Source organism: Cellulomonas rhizosphaerae, assembly GCF_003470205.1.
In the GTDB taxonomy this organism is placed as follows: domain Bacteria; phylum Actinomycetota; class Actinomycetes; order Actinomycetales; family Cellulomonadaceae; genus Cellulomonas; species Cellulomonas rhizosphaerae.
In genome coordinates this window covers 18,013-37,542 of the sequence record NZ_QWKP01000200.1, presented here as the reverse complement: position 1 = coordinate 37,542, position 19,530 = coordinate 18,013, and the positions used below count along the sequence as shown (strand labels likewise).

The window sequence follows — 19,530 nt, the reverse complement described above, 5'->3', positions numbered from 1 at the left end:
CTGCAGACCGTGCTCGGGCTCTCGGCCCTGCACGCCGCGCTCGTCGGCCTGCCCGGCTCGCTGCTGTCCGGCATCGTGGCGCCCTTCGCCGGCCGACTGTCGGACCGGGTGCCGGCCAAGTGGATCGTCGCGACCGGCTTCGCGATCCTCGTGGTCGTCGTGACCTGGCTCTCGCTCGTGATCGAGCCCGACGCGGCCGTCTGGGAGCTCGTGCTGCCCATGACGTTCTTCGGCATCGGCACCGGGTTCCTGTTCTCGCCGCTGGCCAGCACGGCCACGGCGGGGCTCGACCACCGCACGGCCGGCGCGGGTGCGGGCGCGTTCAACACCAACCGCCAGATCGGCGGCGTCATCGGCTCGGCCGCGGTCGTCGCGCTGCTCACCTCGCGGCTGTCGGTCGCGATCCCGGGTGCGATCCAGGACGCAGCGGCCGGACTGCCCGCGACCGAGCGGAAGCGGCTGCTCGACGGGTTCGCCGACGCGGACCTCTCGTCGTTCGCCACGGGAGGCAGCGCGGTGAAGAACCCGCTGCTCCTCGACGCGGTGCACGCCGGGTTCTCGACGGCCGTCGGCCAGACGCTGCTGCTCACCGTCGCGATGCTCGCGGTCGGGCTCGTCGCGAGCCTGTCCATGAAGGCGCTGCGCCCGCAGCACCATGGCGAGGCCGCCAAGCCCGAGGTGGCCGCGGTCGCGCACTGACGCGGCGGCCTCCCCGCTGGACGCGAACAGGCCCGGAACCCCGCGCGAGCGGTGGTTCCGGGCCTGTCGTCGTCAGCGGTCCGTGCGGTCAGGCCTGCGGCGGACGCGTCATGCTCAGCACGTCGAGCGCGGCGTCGAGCTGCTCGGTCGTGACCTCGCCACGCTCCACGTAGCCGAGGTCGATCACGGCCTGGCGCACGGTGACGCCCGCCTTGACCGCGTGCTTGGCGATCTTCGCGGCCGCCTCGTAGCCGATCACGCGGTTCAGCGGCGTGACGATCGACGGGGAGGACTCGGCGAACGCCCGGGCCCGCTCCTCGTTCGCGACGAGTCCGTCGATCGTGCGGTCTGCGAGCAGGCGCGACGCGTTGGCGAGCAGGCGGACCGACTCCAGCACGCCCGCTGCGATGACCGGGATCTGCACGTTGAGCTCGAACGAGCCCGACGCGCCGGCCCACGCGACCGTGGCGTCGTTGCCGACCACGCGCGCGGCGACCATGAGCACGGCCTCGGGGATCACCGGGTTGACCTTGCCGGGCATGATCGAGGACCCGGGCTGCAGGTCGGGGATGGAGATCTCGCCGAGGCCGGTGTTGGGGCCGGAGCCCATCCAGCGCAGGTCGTTGCAGATCTTGGTCAGGCTCACGGCGATGGTGCGCAGCGCGCCGGAGAGCTCGACGAGCCCGTCCCGGGAGGACTGCGCCTCGAAGTGGTCGCGCGCCTCGGTCAGCGGCAGGTCCGTGTCCTCGCGCAGCAGCGCGATGACGCGCTGCGGGAACCCGGCGGGGGTGTTGATGCCGGTGCCGACGGCCGTGCCGCCGAGCGGGACCTCGGCCGCGCGGGGGAGCGCGGACTCGAGGCGCTCGATGCCGTAGCGGATCGCGGCCGCGTAGCCGCCGAACTCCTGGCCGAGGGTCACGGGCGTGGCGTCCATGAGGTGCGTGCGGCCGGACTTCACGACCGTCGACCACGCGTCGGCCTTCGCCGACAGGGCGTCCGCGAGGTGCGTGAGCGCCGGCACCAGGTCGCGGACCACTCCGGCGGTCGCGGCGACGTGCACGGACGTGGGGAACACGTCGTTCGACGACTGCGACGCGTTGACGTGGTCGTTCGGGTGCACGGGGCTGCCGAGCGAGCGCGAGGCGATCGTGGCGATGACCTCGTTGGTGTTCATGTTCGAGGACGTGCCCGAGCCGGTCTGGTAGACGTCGACCGGGAAGTGCTCGTCATGCGCACCCGAGGCGACCTCGTCCGCGGCCGCGACGATCGCGTCGGCGATCGCGGAGTCGAGCACGCCGAGCTCGGCGTTGGCCCGCGCGGCGGCCTTCTTGATCCGCGCGAGGGCCTCGATGTGGCCCCGCTCGAGGCGGGTCCCGGAGATGGGGAAGTTCTCGACGGCGCGCTGGGTCTGGGCGCGATACAGGGCGGTGGCCGGGACGCGGACCTCGCCCATGGTGTCGTGCTCGATCCGGTACTCGACCCCGTCGTCGGTGGCTGCAGAAGTCATGGCTCCATCCTGCCGCACGCCCCGCGGCCGGACCGCACCGTGCGGGACTGTGCGGAGCACGGCCACGGCCCGTGCGAGCGCGGCCCGGTGACCTGCGAGATCGCGGACAGATGCGACCGGGTAGCTGTGACCGATCCCAGTCAGGAGCACGGGATGGGCACAGTCGAGCGCCAAAGACGCAGGAACCGTGGACTTGTCGGACTGTGACCGCATACAGTCCTGGCCTGTACCAGGGCGAGAGGCTCACCGACGAGCCACCACTCGCGCCCGCATTCGAACGATGACGATCGAACGTGAAGGAATGGTCATGTCCCTGATCTCCCGAGGTCTGCGTCGACGAGCGGCTGCCATCGCGGCCGTCGGCGCGCTGCTGTGCGCCGGGGCCCCCGCCGCGTGGGCCGACGACTCCGGCCCCGTCGACGCGACGATCACCGTCCCCAAGGTCGCCGGCCTGTCCGACGAGTTCGCGATGGGCGTCGACGTCTCGACGGTGCTCTCGCAGGAGGAGAGCGGGGTGACGTATCGCGGCTATGACGGGCACACCGCCGACATCTTCGACGTGCTCGCCGCGTCCGGGGTCAACTACGTGCGCATCCGGATCTGGAACGACCCCTACGACGCGGACGGCCACGGCTACGGCGCGGGCAACGTCGACGTCGCGCGGGCGCTCGAGATCGGCGAGCGCGCCACCGCGCACCACATGAAGGTGCTGCTCGACTTCCACTACTCGGACTTCTGGGCCGACCCCGGCAAGCAGACGGCGCCCAAGGCGTGGGCCGGGTTCACGGTGCCGCAGAAGGCCGCGGCGGTCACGTCGTTCACGACCGACGCCCTGCAGCGGTTCAAGGCCGCAGGTGTCGACGTCGGCATGGTGCAGGTCGGCAACGAGACGAACGGCGGCGTGGCCGGCGTGACGGGCTACACCGACATGGCCACGATCTTCAGCGCGGGTAGCGCGGCCGTGCGAGCCGTCCTGCCGGACGCCCTCGTCGCGCTGCACTTCACCAACCCGGAGAAGGGCTACGCGACGGTCGCCGCCGCGATGGCGGGCGTCGACTACGACGTGTTCGCGAGCTCGTACTACCCGTACTGGCACGGCACGCTGGCGAACCTCACGACGCAGCTCAGCACCATCGCGAGCACCTACGGCAAGAAGGTCATGGTCGCCGAGACGTCGTGGGCGTACACGATGGAGGACGGCGACGGGTTCACCAACTCGATCGCCTCGGCGGCCTCCGCGCCGCAGTACCCGATCAGCGTGCAGGGGCAGGCGACCGAGGTGCACGACGTCATCCAGGCCGTCGCCGATGTTGGCGACGCGGGCATCGGCGTCTTCTACTGGGAGCCCGCGTGGACCCCGGTCGGGCCGCCCAGCGCGCTCGCCTCCAACATCACCACGTGGCAGACCTACGGCTCGGGCTGGGCGACGAGCTACGCCGGCGGGTACGACGCCGGCGCGACGGGGATCGAGTACGGCGGCTCGTCGTGGGACAACCAGGCCATGTTCGACTTCCAGGGCAACCCGCTGGCCTCGCTCAAGGTCTTCTCCTACGTCCGCACCGGCGCGCAGGCGCCGCTCGCCGTCTCGTCGGTCGCCCCGGTGACCGTGACGGTCGCCGCCGGGGACGCGATCACGCTGCCGGCCACCGTCGCCGTCACCTACAACGACGGCTCCGTCGTCGACCAGCCCACCACGTGGAACGACGCGGTCGACTGGATCACCGGACCGGGTATCTACACGATCCCCGGGACGACGACCTCGGGCGTGGCCACGACGGCGACGGTCGTCGTCAACGCCAAGAACTACGTGACCAAGAACCCGAGCTTCGAGGACGCCTCGACCTCTCCGTGGACCGTCACCGGGACCGGTGCGTCGATCAAGGCGACCGGCGACTCGTACGCAGGCGCCCGCTCGCTGGCGTTCTACAAGGCCACTGCCTACACGTTCGGCGTCTCGCAGGTGGTCACCGGCGTCCCTGCGGGGACCTACACGCTCTCGGCCACGGGCCAGGGCGGCAGCCTCGGCGCGACCGACAGCGTCACGTTGCAGTCCACGACCTCGACCGGGACCACGACGGCGCCGTTCGCGCTCACGGTCTGGCAGGCCTGGTCCACCCCGACCCTGCAGGTCACGGTCCCGGCCGACGGCACCGTGACGATCGGCGCAGCGGCGAGCGTCTCGGCCGGCGCGTGGGGGGCCATCGACGACTTCCGCCTGGTGGCCACGGCGCCCGTCGTCGACACGAGCGCGCTGCAGACCCTCGTCGACCGGGCGGCGGGAGTCACCCGGGCCCGATACACGGCGGAGTCGCTCGCGACGCTCGACGACGCCGTGGTCAAGGCCAAGGTCGTGCTGGGCGCGACGTCGGCCGACCCGACACGTCTCGCCCAGGCGCAGACCCTGCTGGGCGACGCGCTCGACGCCCTCGTCGTGGCCTACACGCCGTCGATCACGCTCGGCGCGGCCAGCGTGCACGTCGGGGACGCCGTCGCGGTGACGGGCGCGGGCTTCGCACCTGGCGAGGACGTCACGGTGAGCCTCGGCTCGGCGTCGAGCACCGTGCAGGCGTCATCGGCCGGTGCGGTGGCGGCGACACTGACGGCGCCCGCCGAAGCGGGCACGTACTCCGTCACGGCGGACGGCGCGGTCTCGGCCGTCACAGTCAGCGCGACCGTCACGGTCACGGTGAAGCCGGTCGTCTACGCGCCGCACGTCGCCGACGCCACGGTCGCGTACGGCACACCCGTCGTCGTCACCGGCGCCGGCTTCGCCCCGGGTGAGTCCGTGGTCGTCACCGTCGGGCAGGCGAAGGCGACGGTCACGGCGACGTCGGCCGGTGCCGTCCGGGCGAGCGTCGGCAAGCTCGCCGTCGGCACCTACCCGGTCACCGCGCGCGGCGCGGTCTCGGCAGTCGCCGCGACCAGCACGGTGAAGGTGGTCAAGGCGACGGCGACCGTGTCGCTGAAGGCGTCGCCTGCGTCGGCTGGCTACGGCCGTAAGGTCACGCTCACGGCCAGGGTGTCCCCGTCGGGGGCGACCGGCAGCGTCCAGCTCTACGACGGTGCGGCCAAGCTCGGCGGTGCCGTCGCGGTCTCGGGCGGTGTCGCGACGAAGGTCGTCAGCACGCTCGGGGTCGGCACGCACCGGTTCAAGGCCGTCTACCTGGGCTCCTCGTCGTACACGACCGCGACGAGCGCCACGGCGAAGGTCGTCGTGGCACGGGCCAAGGTCACGTCGGTGAGCATCTCGGGCAAGGCGTTCACGAGGGGCACCAGGCCCGTCGTGACGGTCCGGGTCGGCAAGCTCGACAACGGCTCGCGCGCCGCGGGAATCGTGACCGTGAGGGCCGGGGGCGTCAAGGTCGGCACCGCGAAGCTCTCGTCGTCCACGAGCTCCGTGACCATCAGGCTGTCGAAGAAGTACTCGACGTCGGTCAAGGTCAAGGCGACGTTCACACCGACGCGCTCGTCGACGGTGGCGCCGCGCACGTCGTCGACGACCACGTTGCGGGTCCGCTGACCGACCCGCACCCGGTGGGGGTCCGCCCACCGCCTCGACGCCCCGTTCGCACCGCCCGACCGGCCGCCCCCCGCGGCCGATCGGCTCGGCGCGAGCGGGGCGTCGTCGTGCGCGCGAGGGCCGGGCGGGGCCACGATGGTCGCGTGGACGACGAGAGGTGCGTGGCCGAGCGGTTCCTGGTCCACGGGCGGCTGGTGCGCTCGCCCCGCCGCCGGGCGGACCGCGATGCGGTGCTCGAGCACATCGCCGCGCACGTGCTCGCGCCGGGCGAGTGGGCGCTCGAGGCCGACGTGACGGTCCGCGTCGCCGAGCTCGCCGACGACCCCGTGCGTGTCCGGCGAGACATGGTCGAGGCGGGGCTGCTCGGACGCCGCGCGGACGGCTCCGTCTACTGGCGCGAGCGCGAGACCCGGCACGACGACGAGCCCGACGCTCGTCCGCGGCCCGCTGACCCCTGGTTCCCCTGAGGCGTCAGACCTCGCCGACGACCTCGGCGACGTGCACCTTGCCGTCGGCCAGCGTGTACTCGAGGCCGATGATCGCGCAGCGGCCCTCGGCGACGGCCTCGGCGAGCGAGACCGAGTAGCCCTGCAGCATCGTCACGGTGTGCCGGACGTGCTCGTGGCCGAGCGCCGCGGCCTCGATCGTCGAGACGTCCTGGCCCGAGCTCACCAGCCCCACGATGCTCGGGATCACGCGGTCGACGACGGCGCGGACGAACCCGGCCGGCACCTGGCCGTCGGTGAGGGCCGCGGTGGCTGCCGCGACCGCGCCGCACGAGTCGTGCCCGAGCACGACGACGAGCGGGGCGCCCAGCACCGAGACGCCGTACTCGATCGAGCCGATGACCGTCGTGTCGAGGACGTGGCCGGCGGTGCGCACGACGAACAGGTCGCCCAGCCCCTGGTCGAAGATGATCTCGGCCGCGACGCGGGAGTCGGAGCAGCCGAACAGCACGGCGAACGGGTGCTGCTCCGCCGAGAGCTCCGAGCGGCGCTCGATGCTCTGGGAGGGATGCGCCATCTCGCCGCGCACGAAGCGGTCGTTCCCTTCGCGCAGTGCGGTCCAGGCCTCGGCGGGGGTCAGCGTGTGCGGCACGTCGCCATCGTCGCAGGTGGCGGCGCACGCGCAAGCCCGTGTCCACGGAGGTCCACTACGCCGTTCGGGTGGCAGCACCTCACCTCCCGGGTGTAGGCCTGTACCCGAAGCGATGACGCCTCGAACCTCTGGGAGGGACACGTGCGACGACGCACCCGGGCCCTGGCCCTCGCCGTGGTGGCGGGGCTGGTGGCACCGCTCGCTGCGTGCAGCAGCGACGACGGTCCACCGACACTGACCTGGTACATCAACCCCGACGACGGCGGGCAGGCGGAGATCGCGAAGCGGTGCACCGACGCCGCGAACGGCGCCTACCGGATCGAGACCTCGATCCTGCCGCGTGACGCGAGCGCTCAGCGCGAGCAGCTGGCCCGCCGGCTGGCGGCGAAGGACTCGTCGATCGACATCATGAGCCTCGACCCGCCGTTCATCCCCGAGCTCGCCGAGCCCGGCTTCCTGGCGCCGATCCCGCAGGACGTAGCCGACAAGGTCAGCCAGGACGTCGTGCAGGGTGCGCTCGACGGGGCGACCTGGAAGGGCAAGCTCGTCACGGTGCCGTTCTGGGCGAACACGCAGCTGCTCTGGTATCGCAAGTCGGTCGCCGAGAAGGCGGGCCTGGACCCGTCGAAGACGCCCGTGACGTGGAAGCAGATCATCGACGCGGCCAAGGACCAGAGCAAGTTCCTGGCCGTCCAGGGCACCAAGGCCGAGTCGCTGACGGTGTGGATCAACGCCCTGGTGGAGTCCGCCGGCGGGCACATCCTGACGAACCCGGAGGCGCCGGCCGACGAGCTGAAGCTGGGCCTGGAGACCGACGCGGGCAAGGCCGCCGCCGAGGTCATGGGCACCATCGGCAAGGAGGGGCTGGGCGGACCCGGCCTGCCGACCGCCGACGAGGGCGCCTCGTTGACCCTGTTCCAGGGGGACAAGGGCTCGTTCATGGTGAACTGGCCGTTCGTCTGGTCGGCGACGAATGCGGCCGTCGAGGACGGCACGCTCGACAAGTCGCTGCTCGACGACATCGGGTGGGGTCTGTACCCGCAGGTGACCGAGGGCACCAAGTCGCGTCCGCCGTACGGCGGGATCAACCTTGGCATCGGGGCCTTCAGCAAGCACGTGGACGACTCCTTGAAGGCCGCCCAGTGCATCGTGACCCCCGAGAACCAGGCCTACTACTTCGCCACGAACGGCAACCCGCCGTCGAACACGAAGTCGTACGAGGACGCTGACGTCAAGAAGGCCTTCCCGATGGCGGACGTCATCCGCGAGTCGCTCGAGAACGCCGCCCCGCGGCCTCAGACGCCGTACTACAACGAGGTCTCGCTCGGCCTGCAGGAGACCTGGCACCCGCCGGCCTCGGTCAACCCGGCGACGACCCCGAAGAAGTCGACCGACTTCATCACGTCCGTCCTGCGAGGGGAGCAGCTGCTATGACCGCGGAGGTCGCCACAGCGCAGACAGTCGAGGACGCGGCGCGACCGCGACGGAAGGTCGCCCGCAGCGATCGGGCGAGGTCCGAGGCGCGACTCGGGTGGCTGCTCGCCGGGCCGGCGTTCGTCGTGATGCTGCTCGTCACGCTGTACCCCATCCTGCAGGCCACGTACGACTCGCTGTTCGCCTACCGCCTGACGGCTCCCGACGACAAGGAGTTCATCGGGCTGCGCAACTACGTGGAGGTCCTCACCGACTCGGTGTTCGTCCAGGCCCTCCTGGTGACGCTCCTGATCATGGTCGTCTCCGTGGTCGTCGAGCTGCTCCTCGGCTTCGCGCTCGCGCTCGTCATGCACCGCGCGATCACCCAGCTCCGGGGTCTGCTCCGGACGGTCATCCTGGTGCCCTACGGCATCATCACGGTCGTCTCGGCGTTCGCGTGGTTCTACGCGTTCGACATCAACTCGGGCTTCGTCAACCACTGGTTCAGCTGGCTGCCCTTCATCGACACCGACCTGAACTGGTTCGCCCAGCAGGGCACGAGCCTCTTCGTGATCATCGCGTCGGAGATCTGGAAGACGACGCCGTTCATCTCGCTGCTGCTGCTCGCCGGGCTCGCCCAGGTCCCGACCGAGCTGGAGGAGGCGGCGGAGGTCGACGGCGCCACCTGGTGGCAGCGGATGCGCAAGGTCGTGCTGCCGAACATGAAGGCCGCGATCATGGTGGCCGTCCTGTTCCGCGCCCTGGACGCGTTCCGGATCTTCGACAACGTCTTCATCATGACCAACGGCGCGAACGGGACCACGGTGCTCTCGCTGCTGGCCTACCGGACCTCGATCGGGCGGCTCGAGATCGGGCTCGGCTCGGCGATCTCGGTGATCTTGTTCCTGTGCGTCCTGCTGATCTGCTTCATCGCGATCAAGCTCTTCAAGGTCAATCTGGCCGGCGCGAGGGGGGAGAGCTGATGCGCGCGATGTCCACCAGGCTCAAGGTCGCCTGGGCCGTCATCACGATCCTCGTGCTCGTGTACGCCCTGTTCCCCGTGTTCTCCATCCTCGCCACGTCGTTCAAGCTGCCGAGCCAGCTGAACCTCGGCACGTTCCTGCCGAAGACGTGGACCTGGAGCAACTACGAGCAGATCCTCACGGGCTCCGCCAAGGACCTGTTCCTGCCGTCGCTGCGGAACTCGATCGGCATCTCGCTGATCGCGACGTTCGTCGCCGTCGTCCTGGCGACGCTCGCCGCCTACGCCATCGCCCGGCTCGACTTCCCGGGCAAGAAGCTGATCCTGACGACGGCCCTGGGGGTCTCCATCTTCCCGGTGGTCTCGCTGGTCACGCCGCTGTTCAACCTGTGGCGCAACATCGGCCTCTACGACACGTGGCTCGGCCTGATCATCCCGTATCTGTCACTGACGCTGCCGATCTCGATCTGGACCCTGGCGGCCTTCTTCCGCCAGATCCCGTGGGAGCTCGAGCAGGCGGCGCAGGTCGACGGTGCGACGGCGTGGCAGGCGTTCCGCAAGGTGATCGTGCCGCTCGCGGCGCCCGGCGTCTTCACGACTGCGCTGATCGCCTTCTTCATCGCGTGGAACGACTTCGTCTACGGCATCTCGCTGACGTCGACGTCCGCGGCACGCCCCGTCCCCGCCGCCCTCGCGTTCTTCACCGGCGCCTCGCAGTTCGAGGAGCCCACCGGAGCCATCTCGGCGGCGGCGGTCGTCGTCACCGTCCCCGTCGTCATCCTCGTCCTGCTCTTCCAACGCCAGATCGTGTCCGGCCTGACCCAGGGCGCCGTCAAGGGCTGACCCCCTCTTCCCAAGGAGACCACCGATGGCTGCCATCACCCTCAAGGACATCGTCAAGGAGTACGGCGACGGGTACCTCGCCGTGAAGGGCGTGAGCCTGGACATCGCCGACGGGGAGTTCGTCATCCTCGTCGGGCCGTCCGGCTGCGGGAAGTCGACGCTGCTGCGCATGATCGTCGGCCTCGAGGACATCACCTCGGGCGACCTGGCGATCGGCGGCGACCGCGTCAACGACAAGGCCCCGCGCGATCGGCACCTGGCGATGGTGTTCCAGAACTACGCGCTCTACCCGCACCTGACGGTCTTCGAGAACATCGCGTTCCCGCTGCGGCTGCAGAAGGGCGCCTTCACCGAGGAGCAGGTCCGCGAGAAGGTCGAGTTCGCGGCCAAGACGCTCGAGCTCCAGGACCACCTGCAGCGCAAGCCCGCCAACCTGTCCGGAGGGCAGCGGCAGCGGGTTGCCATGGGTCGCGCGATCGTCCGCGAGGCGCAGGCGTTCCTGTTCGACGAGCCGCTCTCGAACCTCGACGCGAAGCTGCGCGGACAGATGCGCACGGAGATCGCGCGCATGCAGCGCCGGCTCGGCACGACCACGGTCTACGTCACGCACGACCAGACCGAGGCCATGACGCTCGGCGACCGGGTCGCGGTGCTGCGCAAGGGCGAGCTGCAGCAGGTCGCGTCGCCTCGCGGGCTCTACGAGCACCCGGTCAACCTGTTCGTCGCGGGGTTCATCGGCTCGCCGCCGATGAACTTCCTGCCGGGCGAGATCGTCGACGACGTCCTGCGGCTCCCACTGGTCGACGTGCCGCTGACCGACGATCTCAAGGCCCGGCTCGGCGACCGCAAGCTGGTCATCGTCGGCCTGCGGCCGGAGCACTTCGAGGACGCCTCTCTCACCGACGACCGGCGCAGCGCGGACGGCGTGACCTTCGACGCGACGGTCGACGTCACCGAGTGGCTCGGCTCGGACCTGTACGCCTACGTGCCCTTCGACACCAACCCGGAGGTGGCCGGCAAGCTCGAGGAGCTCGACCGCGACCTCGACGGCGAGGGGATGCGCACGCAGCTCGTCGTCGCGCTGGACTCCGAGAGCCGCGTGCGCGACGGCGACGACGCCAAGCTCTGGGTGAACCCGGCCAAGATGATGGTGTTCGACCCGGAGAGCGGGGAGAACCTCACGTACGACGCGGACGCCGTCAAGGAGATCGACCAGCAGAACGAGGCGGACCGCAAGGCTTCGCTCGAGCGGGCGCAGGCTCGGGAGAAGGCGAAGGCGAGCTGACGGCGTCGGCTGCCCGTGCTGCGGCGGGCAGCCGACGCCGCCGGCCGCGCGCGCTGCGTGGCGCCCGAGGTCAGCTCTCGGCCGACGGGGTCGCCGGCTCACGCACGGCGGCGAGCCGCTCGCGTGCGCCGTCGAGCCACCGCTGGCAGCGGGCCGCCAGCGCCTCGCCGCGCTCCCACAGCGCGAGCGAGCCCTCGAGCGACTCGGAGCCCGCCTCGAGCCGCGCAACCACCTGGACCAGCTCGTCGCGCGCCTGCTCGTAGGACAGTGCGGCGACGTCGGCGTTCGGGTCTTCGGCGGGCGTGCTGGGCTGCTTCGGCATTCGCCTATCCAACCAGCCGGGGCTGACATCCGTGCCGGGCCCTGTCCGGCGCGTGGTGCCCAGGCGGAGCGAGGGTCAGCTGACGACGTCGGCCGCGAGCTCGCCGGCGGCGACGCGGACGCGCAGGCGGTCGCCGGCCGCGACATCCGCGGGATCGCGCACGACGTGACCGTCCGCGCGCTGGACCACCGCGTACCCGCGGTCGAGGGTGGCGGCCGGGGACAGGGCACGTACCTGGGCGGCCAACCCGATGACCTCGGCGTGCGCGTGCCGGAGCGCGGAGTCGAGAGAGCGACGGGCGACGTCGCGGTGGGCGTGCAGGCGGTGCTCGAGCTGGTCGACGAGCGTCGTCGGCGTGGCGAGCACGGGCCGGCTGCGCCAGTGCTCGAGGGCGTTCTGCTCGCGGTCGAGCCGTCCGAGGATCGCTGTGCGGGAGCGCTGGCGCGCCTGGACCAGGCGCGCGCGCTCCTCGGTCACGTCCGGGACGATGCGCTTGGCCGCGTCGGTCGGGGTCGAGGCGCGCAGGTCGGCGACCAGGTCGAGCAGCGGCGAGTCGAGGTGGTGTCCGATGGCGCTCACCAGGGGCGTCCGGCACGCAGCCGCGACGCGCACGAGCGACTCGTTGCTGAACGGGAGCAGGTCCTCGAAGGAGCCGCCGCCGCGCGCGACGACGATGACGTCGACCCGGGGGTCCGCGTCGAGCTCGGCGATCGCGGCGCTGACCTCGGGTACGGCTCGCGGCCCCTGCACAGTGACCCGCCGGATCTCGAACTGCGCGGCGGCCCACCGGCCGCGCGCGTTGGAGACCACGTCGTGCTCCGCGTCGCCCTGCTGGGCCACGACGAGGCCGATCACGCCCGGCAGGAACGGCAGCGGCTTCTTGCGGCGCTCGTCGAACAGACCCTCGGCGCCCAGGACGCCCTTGAGGTGCTCGATGCGGGCGAGCAGCTCGCCGAGACCGACGAGGCGGACGTCGTCGGCCGCGAACGTCAGGTCGCCCTTCTTGGCGTGGAAGCGCGGCCGGGCGTGCACGACGATGTGCGACCCGTCGCTGACCTGCTGCGCGATCTTGCCGATGGCCGCCGCGGGAGCCGTGACCGACAGCGACATGTCGAGGTCGGTGTCCCGCAGGGTCAGGAAGTAGAGGGTGTTCCACTTCTTGAAGTTGAGCACCTGGCCCTCGACCCAGACCGGCGGCATCTTGGCGATGTAGTCCGAGATCTTGGGGGCGAGGTGCCGCACGGGCCACGGCCGCTCCGGGGTGGTGTCGCCAGCGCGCAGGGGGAGCGGCAGCACGACGCCCTCGAGGCCCGGCTGGTCGGCTCGTTCTGTGCTCACGCGGCCAAGCCTGCACCATCACACCCACACCCACGCGTGTGGGCATCGTCGTGTGTGGGCATCGCTGTGTGTGCGCATCGTCGTGTGTGCGCCGGGAGGAGGCTTGGACCAGAGTCGGTGTGACGCTCGCCGCCCCCGAGGTTCGGTCGCGGCAGGCGAACTAGACTCGCCGCGTGACCTCTGCCTCGACCGCCGTCCACGACGCCGCGCCCGGCACGACGACCAAGCGGGTGCTGCTCGCGGCTCCTCGTGGCTACTGCGCCGGTGTCGACCGTGCCGTCGTCGCCGTCGAGAAGGCGCTCGAGCACTACGGCGCCCCGGTGTACGTGCGCAAGGAGATCGTCCACAACAAGTTCGTCGTCGAGACCCTTGCCGCGCGCGGCGCGGTGTTCGTCAACGAGACCGACGAGGTGCCCGAGGGGGCCCGCGTCGTGTTCTCCGCGCACGGTGTCTCGCCGGCGGTGCACGCCTCCGCGGCCGCGCGCTCGCTGCAGACCATCGACGCGACGTGCCCGCTGGTGACCAAGGTGCACAAGGAGGCCGTGCGGTTCGCGGCCGAGGACTACGACATCCTGCTCATCGGCCACGAGGGCCACGAGGAGGTCGAGGGCACGCAGGGCGAGGCCCCCGAGCGCATCCAGGTGGTCAACTCCCCGGACGCCGTCGACGACGTCGTGGTGCGCGACCCTGACCGGCTCGTGTGGATCTCGCAGACCACGCTGTCGGTCGACGAGACCATGGAGACGGTCCGCCGCCTGCGCGAGCGGTTCCCCAACCTGCAGGACCCGCCCTCGGACGACATCTGCTACGCCACGCAGAACCGCCAGGTGGCCGTGAAGAAGATCGCGCCGGCCTGCGACGTCGTCATCACGGTCGGCTCGGCGAACTCGTCGAACTCCGTGCGGCTCGTCGAGGTCGCCCTCGAGGCCGGTGCGCGCTCGTCGTACCGGATCGACACCGCTGCCGAGCTGGACCCGGCGTGGTTCGACGGCGCCGCGACGGTGGGTGTGACGTCGGGCGCGTCGGTGCCGGAGATCCTGGTGCGCGACGTCCTCGAGTCCCTCGACCGCCTCGGCTTCGGGACCGTCGAGGAGGTGCGCACCGCGACCGAGGACTTGATGTTCTCTCTCCCGCGCGAGCTGCGCGCCGACCTCAAGGCCGCGGGCACGCCGGTGCCGCGGCTCACACGGGAGTCGCGCCCGACGCCCGAGGGTCGTCAGTCGCTGGAGATCGACCCGATCTGACGCCGGGTTCAGCCCGGCTCGGCCGCCCGGCGGACCTCATCGGCCAGGGCCTGCTCGCGCGCCCACGCCCGCTCCTCGCGCAGCACGCGCCCGTCGAGCTCGACGATCTGCTCCTGCTCGGACGCGACCAGCTCGGGCGCACCGAGCGTCGCGAGCCGCGGGTCGGCCGGTGCGGGGCTGGGTAGGTCCGCGCCGACCACGCCGAGCTCCGCGAACCGCCGGGCGCTGACCAGCACCCGCGTCTCGAGCGAGGACACGGTCTTGTTGTAGGCGTCTGCGGCGCCGTCGATCGCCCGTCCGAGGCGCGCGAGGTGGCCGCCCATCGTCGCGAGCCGCCCGTGCAGCTCCTTGCCGAGCGTGAGCACCGCCTGCGCGTTCGCCGCGAGGGCGTCCTGCCGCCAGGCGTAGGCGATCGTGCGCAGCAGCGCGAGCAGCGTCACGGGCGTCGCGAGGACGACGTCGCGCTCGAAGGCGTACTCGATGATCGCGGGGTCCTGCTCGACCGCCGCGTGCAGGAACGACTCGGCGGGCACGAACATGACGACGAACTCGGGCGCGGGCTCGAACTGGTTCCAGTACTTCTTCGCCGCGAGGTCGTCGATGTGCTTGCGCATGTGTCGCGCGTGGGCGGCGAGCCGCTCGGCGCGGACGGCCTCGTCGCTCGTCGTGCTGGCCTCCAGGAACCCGAGGAACGCGACCTTGGCGTCCACGACGACCTGCTTGCCGCCGGCGAGCCGCACGACCATGTCCGGGCGCAGCAGCCCGTCGTCCGTGCGGACCTGGCTCTGCTCGGTGAAGTCGACGTGCGCGAGCATCCCGGCCGCCTCGACGACGCGGCGCAGCTGCAGCTCGCCCCACTTCCCTCGCACCTGCGAGGAGCGCAGGGCCGTGACGAGCTGGGCGGTCTCGCCGCGCAGCTGGTCGGACGCGGTCCGCATCGCGCGGACCTGCTCGCCGAGCGCGCTCTGGCCCTCGACCCGCGCGCGCTCCGCGGTGGTCAGCTCGGTGCGCACCTGCTCGAGCGTGCGCGCGAGCGGCTCGACCATCGCGCGCACCGCCTGCTCGCGCTGCGCGAGCTCGCCCACCTGCGTCTGGTGGTCGGCCGCGAACCGCTGCGAGGCGAGCGCCAGGAACTGGTCCGTGCTAGTCGCCAGGGCCTCGGCGGCTAGCGAGCGGAACTGGTCGGACATCCTGTCCGCGTCGGCACCGGCCTCGACCTGGCGCTCGCGGGCCGCGCCCAGCAGGGCCTCGGCCCGTGCGGCCTCGACCTGCGCCCGCCGGACGCGCGCATCCGCCCGCCGGCTCGCCGACGACCAGGCCAGCACGCCCGCGACCAGCGCACCGAGCAGCAACCCGAGCGCGAGACCCATCCCGAATCCGTCCATGGCCGCAGCGTCGCACCCACCCCTGACACGCACCCGGAGCGGGCGCTCGTGTCGGGCGTCACACCTATGCTGACGCGATGCCCGACCACCCGGAGGTCCCGCCCACCCCGTCCGCCGTGCCCGCTCCCGCGCCCGCGCTCGAGGTGCGCGGCCTGTGGCGCCGGTTCGGGCATAAGATCGCCGTATCCGGGATCGACCTCGTCGTGCCGGCCGGCTCGTTCTACGGCCTCGTCGGGCCCAACGGCGCCGGCAAGACGACGACGCTGTCCATGGCCACGGGCTTGCTCAAGCCCGACTTCGGCACGGTCCTCGTGCACGGCCGGGACCTGTGGGCCGCCCCGGCCGAGGTCAAGCAGCTGCTCGGTGTGCTCCCCGACGGCGTGCGGCTGTTCGACCGGCTCACCGGCGCGCAGCTCATCACCTACGCCGGTCTCCTGCACGGCCTCGACCGCGAGACCGTCGCGGCCCGCACGGCGGACCTCCTGCGGGCGATGGCCCTCGAGGCCGACGCGAAGACGCTGGTCGTCGACTACTCGGCGGGCATGACCAAGAAGGTCGCGCTCGCGTGCGCGCTCGTGCACGCGCCGCGGCTGCTCGTGCTCGACGAGCCGTTCGAGGCCGTCGACCCCGTCTCGGCGGCCAACATCCGCGACATCCTCACGTCGTACGTCGGCTCGGGCGGCACCGTCATCGTGTCGTCGCACGTGATGGACCTGGTCCAGCGCATGTGCGACCACGTCGCCGTGATCGCGGGCGGGCACGTGCTCGCGGCGGGCACGGTCGACGAGGTCCGCGGCGACGTCAGCCTCGAGGAGCGGTTCGTCGACCTCGTCGGCGGCCGCGTCACGGGGGAGGGGCTCGCGTGGTTGCGCACCTCCTCCGACTAAAGCTGACGCTGCTCGCCAACGGCCTCAAGCGCAGCGCGTGGCAGGTCGTCGGGCTCGTCATCGGCGTGCTCTACGGCCTGGGCGCGCTCGTCCTGGTCGTCTCCGGGATGATCGCGCTGAGCTTCGCCGACGCCGAGCTGCGCCAGCCCGTCGCGGTACTCGTCGGCTCGCTCATGGTGATCGCCTGGTGGGTGGTCCCGCTCATCTCGTTCGGCGTGGACTCGACGCTCGACCCCGCGCGCTTCGTGACGTTCGCCGTGCCGCGCCGCTCGCTGCTCGTCGGGCTCGCGCTCGCGGGCGTGGTCGGAGTCCCCGGCGTCATCACCGCGCTCTCCTCGCTGTCCATCGGCATCGTCTGGTGGCGCGACCCGCTCGCGCTGGTCACCGGCCTGGTCGGGGCGGCCATCGGGCTCGCGCTCGCGATCGTCGGGTCGCGTGCGACGACGACGGCCGCGCTGCCCCTCGTCGGCCGGCGGCGCGTGCGCGAGGCCATGGCGGGCCTGGCCATCGTGCCGTTGCTGCTCGTCGGCCCGCTGATCGGGCGGTTCTCGTCGGGCGTGTCGGTGGGCATCGACGACCTCCGGGGTGTTGCCGACGTGCTGGCCTGGACGCCGTTCGGTGCGCCGTGGGCGATCCCGGCCGACGTCGCGGGCCGGGACTGGGGGCTGGCCGCGGGACGCGCGGGTGTCGCCCTCGGGGTGCTCGCGCTCGCGGCCTGGGTGTGGGCGAAGGCGCTCGCGTACGGACTCGTGAATCCGCCGCACAACGAGGCCTCGGCCAAGCGCCGCGGGCTGGGGTGGTTCGACCGGCTGCCCGCGACGCCCGTCGGCGCCGTGACCGCCCGGTGCCTGACCTACTGGGCCCGGGACCCGCGCTACGCGCTCGCCGCGGCCATCGTGCCGGTCGTCCCGTTCATCCTGTGGGTGCTCGACCGCGACGGCGGCGCCCTGCTGCTCGCCGGTCCGATCGCCGCCTTCCTGCTCGGGTGGGGCATCTCGGCCGACGTCGCCTACGACGGCTCGGCGTTCTGGACCCACGTCGCCTCGCCCGTCACCGGCCGCGCCGACCGGTGGGGGCGCGTGCTCTCCGCCGGCGCGATCGGGCTCCCGGTCATCCTGCTGTTCGCGGTCGGCTCGGCACTGGTCACCGACCAGCCCGAGGCCATCCCTGCGCTCGTCGGCCTCAGCCTCGGTGTGCTCCTGACCGGCCTGGGCGTGGCGAGCGTCGTGTCCGCCTACGTCGTCTACCCCGTGCAGCAGCCTGGCGAGAGCCCGTTCCAGACCAGGCAAGGAGCCTCGACCGCGGCGCTGACCTCGCAGCTCGTCGGCTGGCTCGCGCTGCTGGTCATCAGCGCGCCGGAGATCGTGCTCGCGATCCTCGCCGTACGCGCGGGCTCGCTCTCCCTCGGGTTCGCGACGGTCGTCGTCGGGCTCGGACTGGGCATCACGGTGCTGCTGCTCGGTGTGAGGTACGGCGGCCGGGCCCTCGAGCGCAACGGCCCGGTGCTGCTGCAGCGCATCCTCGCGTTCTCCTGATCACCCGACCCCCGTAGACTCAACGCCCGTGGCTCTCTCCATCGGCATCGTCGGCCTGCCCAACGTCGGCAAGTCCACCCTCTTCAACGCCCTGACCCGTGCGCAGGTGCTCGCGGCGAACTACCCGTTCGCGACCATCGAGCCCAACGTCGGCGTCGTCCCGCTGCCCGACCCGCGCCTGCAGGTGCTCGCCGACCTGTTCGGCTCCGAGCGGATCCTGCCCGCGACGGTGTCGTTCGTCGACATCGCCGGCATCGTCAAGGGCGCGAGCGAGGGCGAGGGCCTGGGCAACAAGTTCCTCGCCAACATCCGCGAGGCCGACGCGATCTGCCAGGTCACGCGCGCGTTCGCCGACCCTGACGTCGTGCACGTCTCCGGCGCGGTGAACCCCAAGGACGACATCGAGATCATCGCCACCGAGCTGATCCTCGCCGACCTGCAGACCCTCGAGAAGGCGGTGCCGCGCCTCGAGAAGGAGGTTCGCGGCAAGAAGGCCGAGCCCGCGCTGCTCGCCGCCGCGCAGGAGGCCGTCGCGGTCCTCGAGACCGGCCAGACGCTGTTCGCCGGCGGCAAGAAGATCGACCCCGAGTACCTCGACCAGCTCCAGCTCATGACGAGCAAGCCGTTCATCTACGTCTTCAACACCGACGACGCCGGCCTGGCCGACACGGCCATGCAGGACGAGCTGCGCGCTCTCGTCGCCCCCGCGGACGCAATCTTCCTCGACGCTAAGTTCGAGTCCGAGCTCGTCGAGCTCGAGCCCGACGAGGCTCGCGAGATGCTCGCCGACAACGGCCAGGACGAGGCCGGGCTGGACCAGCTCGCCCGTGTCGGCTTCCACACCCTCGGCCTCCAGTCCTACCTGACGGCCGGCCCGAAGGAGGCCCGCGCCTGGACGATCCACCAGGGCTGGACCGCTCCCCAGGCCGCCGGCGTCATCCACACGGACTTCCAGAAGGGCTTCATCAAGGCCGAGGTCATCTCGTTCGACGACCTCGTCGCCGCCGGTTCCGTCGCCGCCGCGCGGTCGGCCGGCAAGGCCCGGATCGAGGGTAAGGACTACGTGATGGCCGACGGCGACGTGGTCGAGTTCCGCTTCAACGTGTAGGACAGGTCGCACTGATGGCGAGACGCCTGATGTTCGTCCAGCTGAAGACGGGCTACGACATCGATCGTGGGCCGTCGTGGATCGGTTGGGTCGACTTCAACAGGTCGTGGAAGACAGCGAGGTTCCACGGGCGCGAACTACGCCGCTTCCAGAGTTTCGACGCCAACTTCTTCGACGTCGAGACGGATGAGACCTTCTGGTTGTCGGGTCCAAAACGAGACCGAACCGACCTTCGGTGTGGGCCTGGTGCGGCCGTCATCGATGACGACGCACATGACGCCTACACGGCGTTCCTCGACGGTGCACCGCTGCCCGGCCGTGAGGACGGTTGATCGCTGGAGGTGCCGAGGAGGAGCAGGCCGCT

General features: G+C 71.5%; 17 protein-coding genes. 12 read left to right on the top strand and 5 right to left on the bottom strand.

Going from position 1 to position 19,530, the window contains the following annotated elements; translation table 11 throughout:
• A partial coding sequence (locus D1825_RS11110) for an MFS transporter (RefSeq protein WP_118767493.1) occupies positions 1-699 on the top strand: 699 nt, incomplete at its 5' end.
• Positions 700-787: 88 nt separating this feature from the next.
• On the opposite strand, the gene D1825_RS11105 is transcribed toward D1825_RS11110, so the two are convergent.
• A complete protein-coding gene (locus D1825_RS11105) occupies positions 788-2,206 on the bottom strand; it encodes a class II fumarate hydratase (protein WP_118767491.1) in 1,419 nt (472 codons plus the stop codon).
• A gap of 307 nt (positions 2,207-2,513) precedes the next feature.
• Here D1825_RS11105 and D1825_RS11100 point away from each other — a divergent pair, with 307 nt between their 5' ends.
• Together D1825_RS11100 and D1825_RS11095 are read left to right on the top strand one after the other, a co-directional pair.
• Positions 2,514-5,726 carry a glycosyl hydrolase 53 family protein gene (locus D1825_RS11100; RefSeq protein WP_147356261.1) on the top strand — a complete coding sequence of 1,071 codons (3,213 nt, stop codon included), beginning with the start codon at positions 2,514-2,516 and terminating at the stop codon, positions 5,724-5,726.
• A gap of 143 nt (positions 5,727-5,869) precedes the next feature.
• Positions 5,870-6,193, top strand: coding sequence for a DUF2087 domain-containing protein (locus D1825_RS11095; RefSeq protein WP_233549831.1), 324 nt, complete (start codon positions 5,870-5,872; stop codon positions 6,191-6,193).
• A gap of 4 nt (positions 6,194-6,197) precedes the next feature.
• Here D1825_RS11095 and D1825_RS11090 read toward each other — a convergent pair whose 3' ends face one another.
• Positions 6,198-6,824, bottom strand: a complete 627-nt coding sequence (locus tag D1825_RS11090) for a carbonic anhydrase (RefSeq protein WP_118767488.1) — start codon at positions 6,822-6,824, stop codon at positions 6,198-6,200.
• Between the two features lie 141 nt (positions 6,825-6,965).
• Here D1825_RS11090 and D1825_RS11085 point away from each other — a divergent pair, with 141 nt between their 5' ends.
• The 4 genes from D1825_RS11085 to D1825_RS11070 are packed head-to-tail and all read left to right on the top strand — an operon-like array spanning position 6,966 to position 11,347.
• Positions 6,966-8,258, top strand: a complete 1,293-nt coding sequence (locus D1825_RS11085; RefSeq protein WP_118767487.1) for a sugar ABC transporter substrate-binding protein — start codon at positions 6,966-6,968, stop codon at positions 8,256-8,258.
• Positions 8,255-9,220, top strand: coding sequence for a carbohydrate ABC transporter permease (locus D1825_RS11080; RefSeq protein WP_118767486.1), 966 nt, complete (start codon positions 8,255-8,257; stop codon positions 9,218-9,220). Before D1825_RS11085 ends, D1825_RS11080 begins: the two co-directional genes overlap by 4 nt.
• Positions 9,221-9,228: 8 nt before the next feature.
• Entirely contained in the window at positions 9,229-10,062 is an 834-nt protein-coding gene (locus D1825_RS11075; RefSeq protein WP_407643325.1) for a carbohydrate ABC transporter permease, read from the top strand.
• Between the two features lie 25 nt (positions 10,063-10,087).
• Positions 10,088-11,347 (top strand): ABC transporter ATP-binding protein, encoded by a 1,260-nt coding sequence (locus D1825_RS11070; RefSeq protein ID WP_118767484.1) that lies wholly within the window; start codon positions 10,088-10,090, stop codon positions 11,345-11,347.
• A gap of 70 nt (positions 11,348-11,417) precedes the next feature.
• On the opposite strand, the gene D1825_RS11065 is transcribed toward D1825_RS11070, so the two are convergent.
• Positions 11,418-11,669 carry an exodeoxyribonuclease VII small subunit gene (locus tag D1825_RS11065; protein ID WP_118767483.1) on the bottom strand — a complete coding sequence of 84 codons (252 nt, stop codon included), beginning with the start codon at positions 11,667-11,669 and terminating at the stop codon, positions 11,418-11,420.
• Between the two features lie 75 nt (positions 11,670-11,744).
• Positions 11,745-13,007, bottom strand: coding sequence for an exodeoxyribonuclease VII large subunit (gene xseA, locus D1825_RS11060; protein WP_118767482.1), 1,263 nt, complete (start codon positions 13,005-13,007; stop codon positions 11,745-11,747).
• Between the two features lie 173 nt (positions 13,008-13,180).
• On the opposite strand from xseA, the gene D1825_RS11055 reads away from it, so the two are divergent.
• Positions 13,181-14,251, top strand: coding sequence for a 4-hydroxy-3-methylbut-2-enyl diphosphate reductase (locus D1825_RS11055; protein ID WP_118767481.1), 1,071 nt, complete (start codon positions 13,181-13,183; stop codon positions 14,249-14,251).
• An 8-nt stretch (positions 14,252-14,259) separates the two neighbouring features.
• Here D1825_RS11055 and D1825_RS11050 read toward each other — a convergent pair whose 3' ends face one another.
• Positions 14,260-15,636, bottom strand: a complete 1,377-nt coding sequence (locus D1825_RS11050) for a DNA recombination protein RmuC (RefSeq protein ID WP_118767480.1) — start codon at positions 15,634-15,636, stop codon at positions 14,260-14,262.
• Positions 15,637-15,713: 77 nt separating this feature from the next.
• On the opposite strand from D1825_RS11050, the gene D1825_RS11045 reads away from it, so the two are divergent.
• From D1825_RS11045 to D1825_RS11030, 4 genes are read left to right on the top strand one after another with little or no spacing between them, the layout of a single operon-like run.
• Positions 15,714-16,523 carry an ABC transporter ATP-binding protein gene (locus D1825_RS11045; protein WP_118767479.1) on the top strand — a complete coding sequence of 270 codons (810 nt, stop codon included), beginning with the start codon at positions 15,714-15,716 and terminating at the stop codon, positions 16,521-16,523.
• Positions 16,499-18,058: a hypothetical protein gene (locus D1825_RS11040; protein WP_118767478.1), complete on the top strand. Its 1,560-nt coding sequence runs from the start codon at positions 16,499-16,501 to the stop codon at positions 18,056-18,058. The genes D1825_RS11045 and D1825_RS11040 overlap by 25 nt, the downstream gene beginning before the upstream one ends.
• 28 nt (positions 18,059-18,086) lie before the next feature.
• The gene (gene ychF, locus D1825_RS11035) at positions 18,087-19,166 is read left to right on the top strand and encodes a redox-regulated ATPase YchF (RefSeq protein ID WP_118767477.1); all 1,080 of its coding nucleotides are present in this window, start codon (positions 18,087-18,089) and stop codon (positions 19,164-19,166) included.
• 14 nt (positions 19,167-19,180) lie between these two features.
• Positions 19,181-19,498: a hypothetical protein gene (locus D1825_RS11030; protein ID WP_118767476.1), complete on the top strand. Its 318-nt coding sequence runs from the start codon at positions 19,181-19,183 to the stop codon at positions 19,496-19,498.
• Positions 19,499-19,530 lie beyond the last annotated feature (32 nt).

Excerpts from the sequence above, each read along its gene's own strand:
- D1825_RS11105 (WP_118767491.1), bottom strand. The coding sequence starts at position 2,206 with ATGACTTCTGCAGCCACCGACGACGGGGTCGAGTACCGGATCGAGCAC.
- D1825_RS11100 (WP_147356261.1), top strand. The coding sequence starts at position 2,514 with ATGTCCCTGATCTCCCGAGGTCTGCGTCGACGAGCGGCTGCCATCGCG.
- D1825_RS11080 (WP_118767486.1), top strand. The coding sequence starts at position 8,255 with ATGACCGCGGAGGTCGCCACAGCGCAGACAGTCGAGGACGCGGCGCGA.
- D1825_RS11075 (WP_407643325.1), top strand. The coding sequence starts at position 9,229 with ATGTCCACCAGGCTCAAGGTCGCCTGGGCCGTCATCACGATCCTCGTG.
- D1825_RS11070 (WP_118767484.1), top strand. The coding sequence starts at position 10,088 with ATGGCTGCCATCACCCTCAAGGACATCGTCAAGGAGTACGGCGACGGG.
- D1825_RS11065 (WP_118767483.1), bottom strand. The coding sequence starts at position 11,669 with ATGCCGAAGCAGCCCAGCACGCCCGCCGAAGACCCGAACGCCGACGTC.
- D1825_RS11050 (WP_118767480.1), bottom strand. The coding sequence starts at position 15,636 with ATGGACGGATTCGGGATGGGTCTCGCGCTCGGGTTGCTGCTCGGTGCG.
- D1825_RS11045 (WP_118767479.1), top strand. The coding sequence starts at position 15,714 with ATGCCCGACCACCCGGAGGTCCCGCCCACCCCGTCCGCCGTGCCCGCT.
- D1825_RS11030 (WP_118767476.1), top strand. The coding sequence starts at position 19,181 with ATGGCGAGACGCCTGATGTTCGTCCAGCTGAAGACGGGCTACGACATC.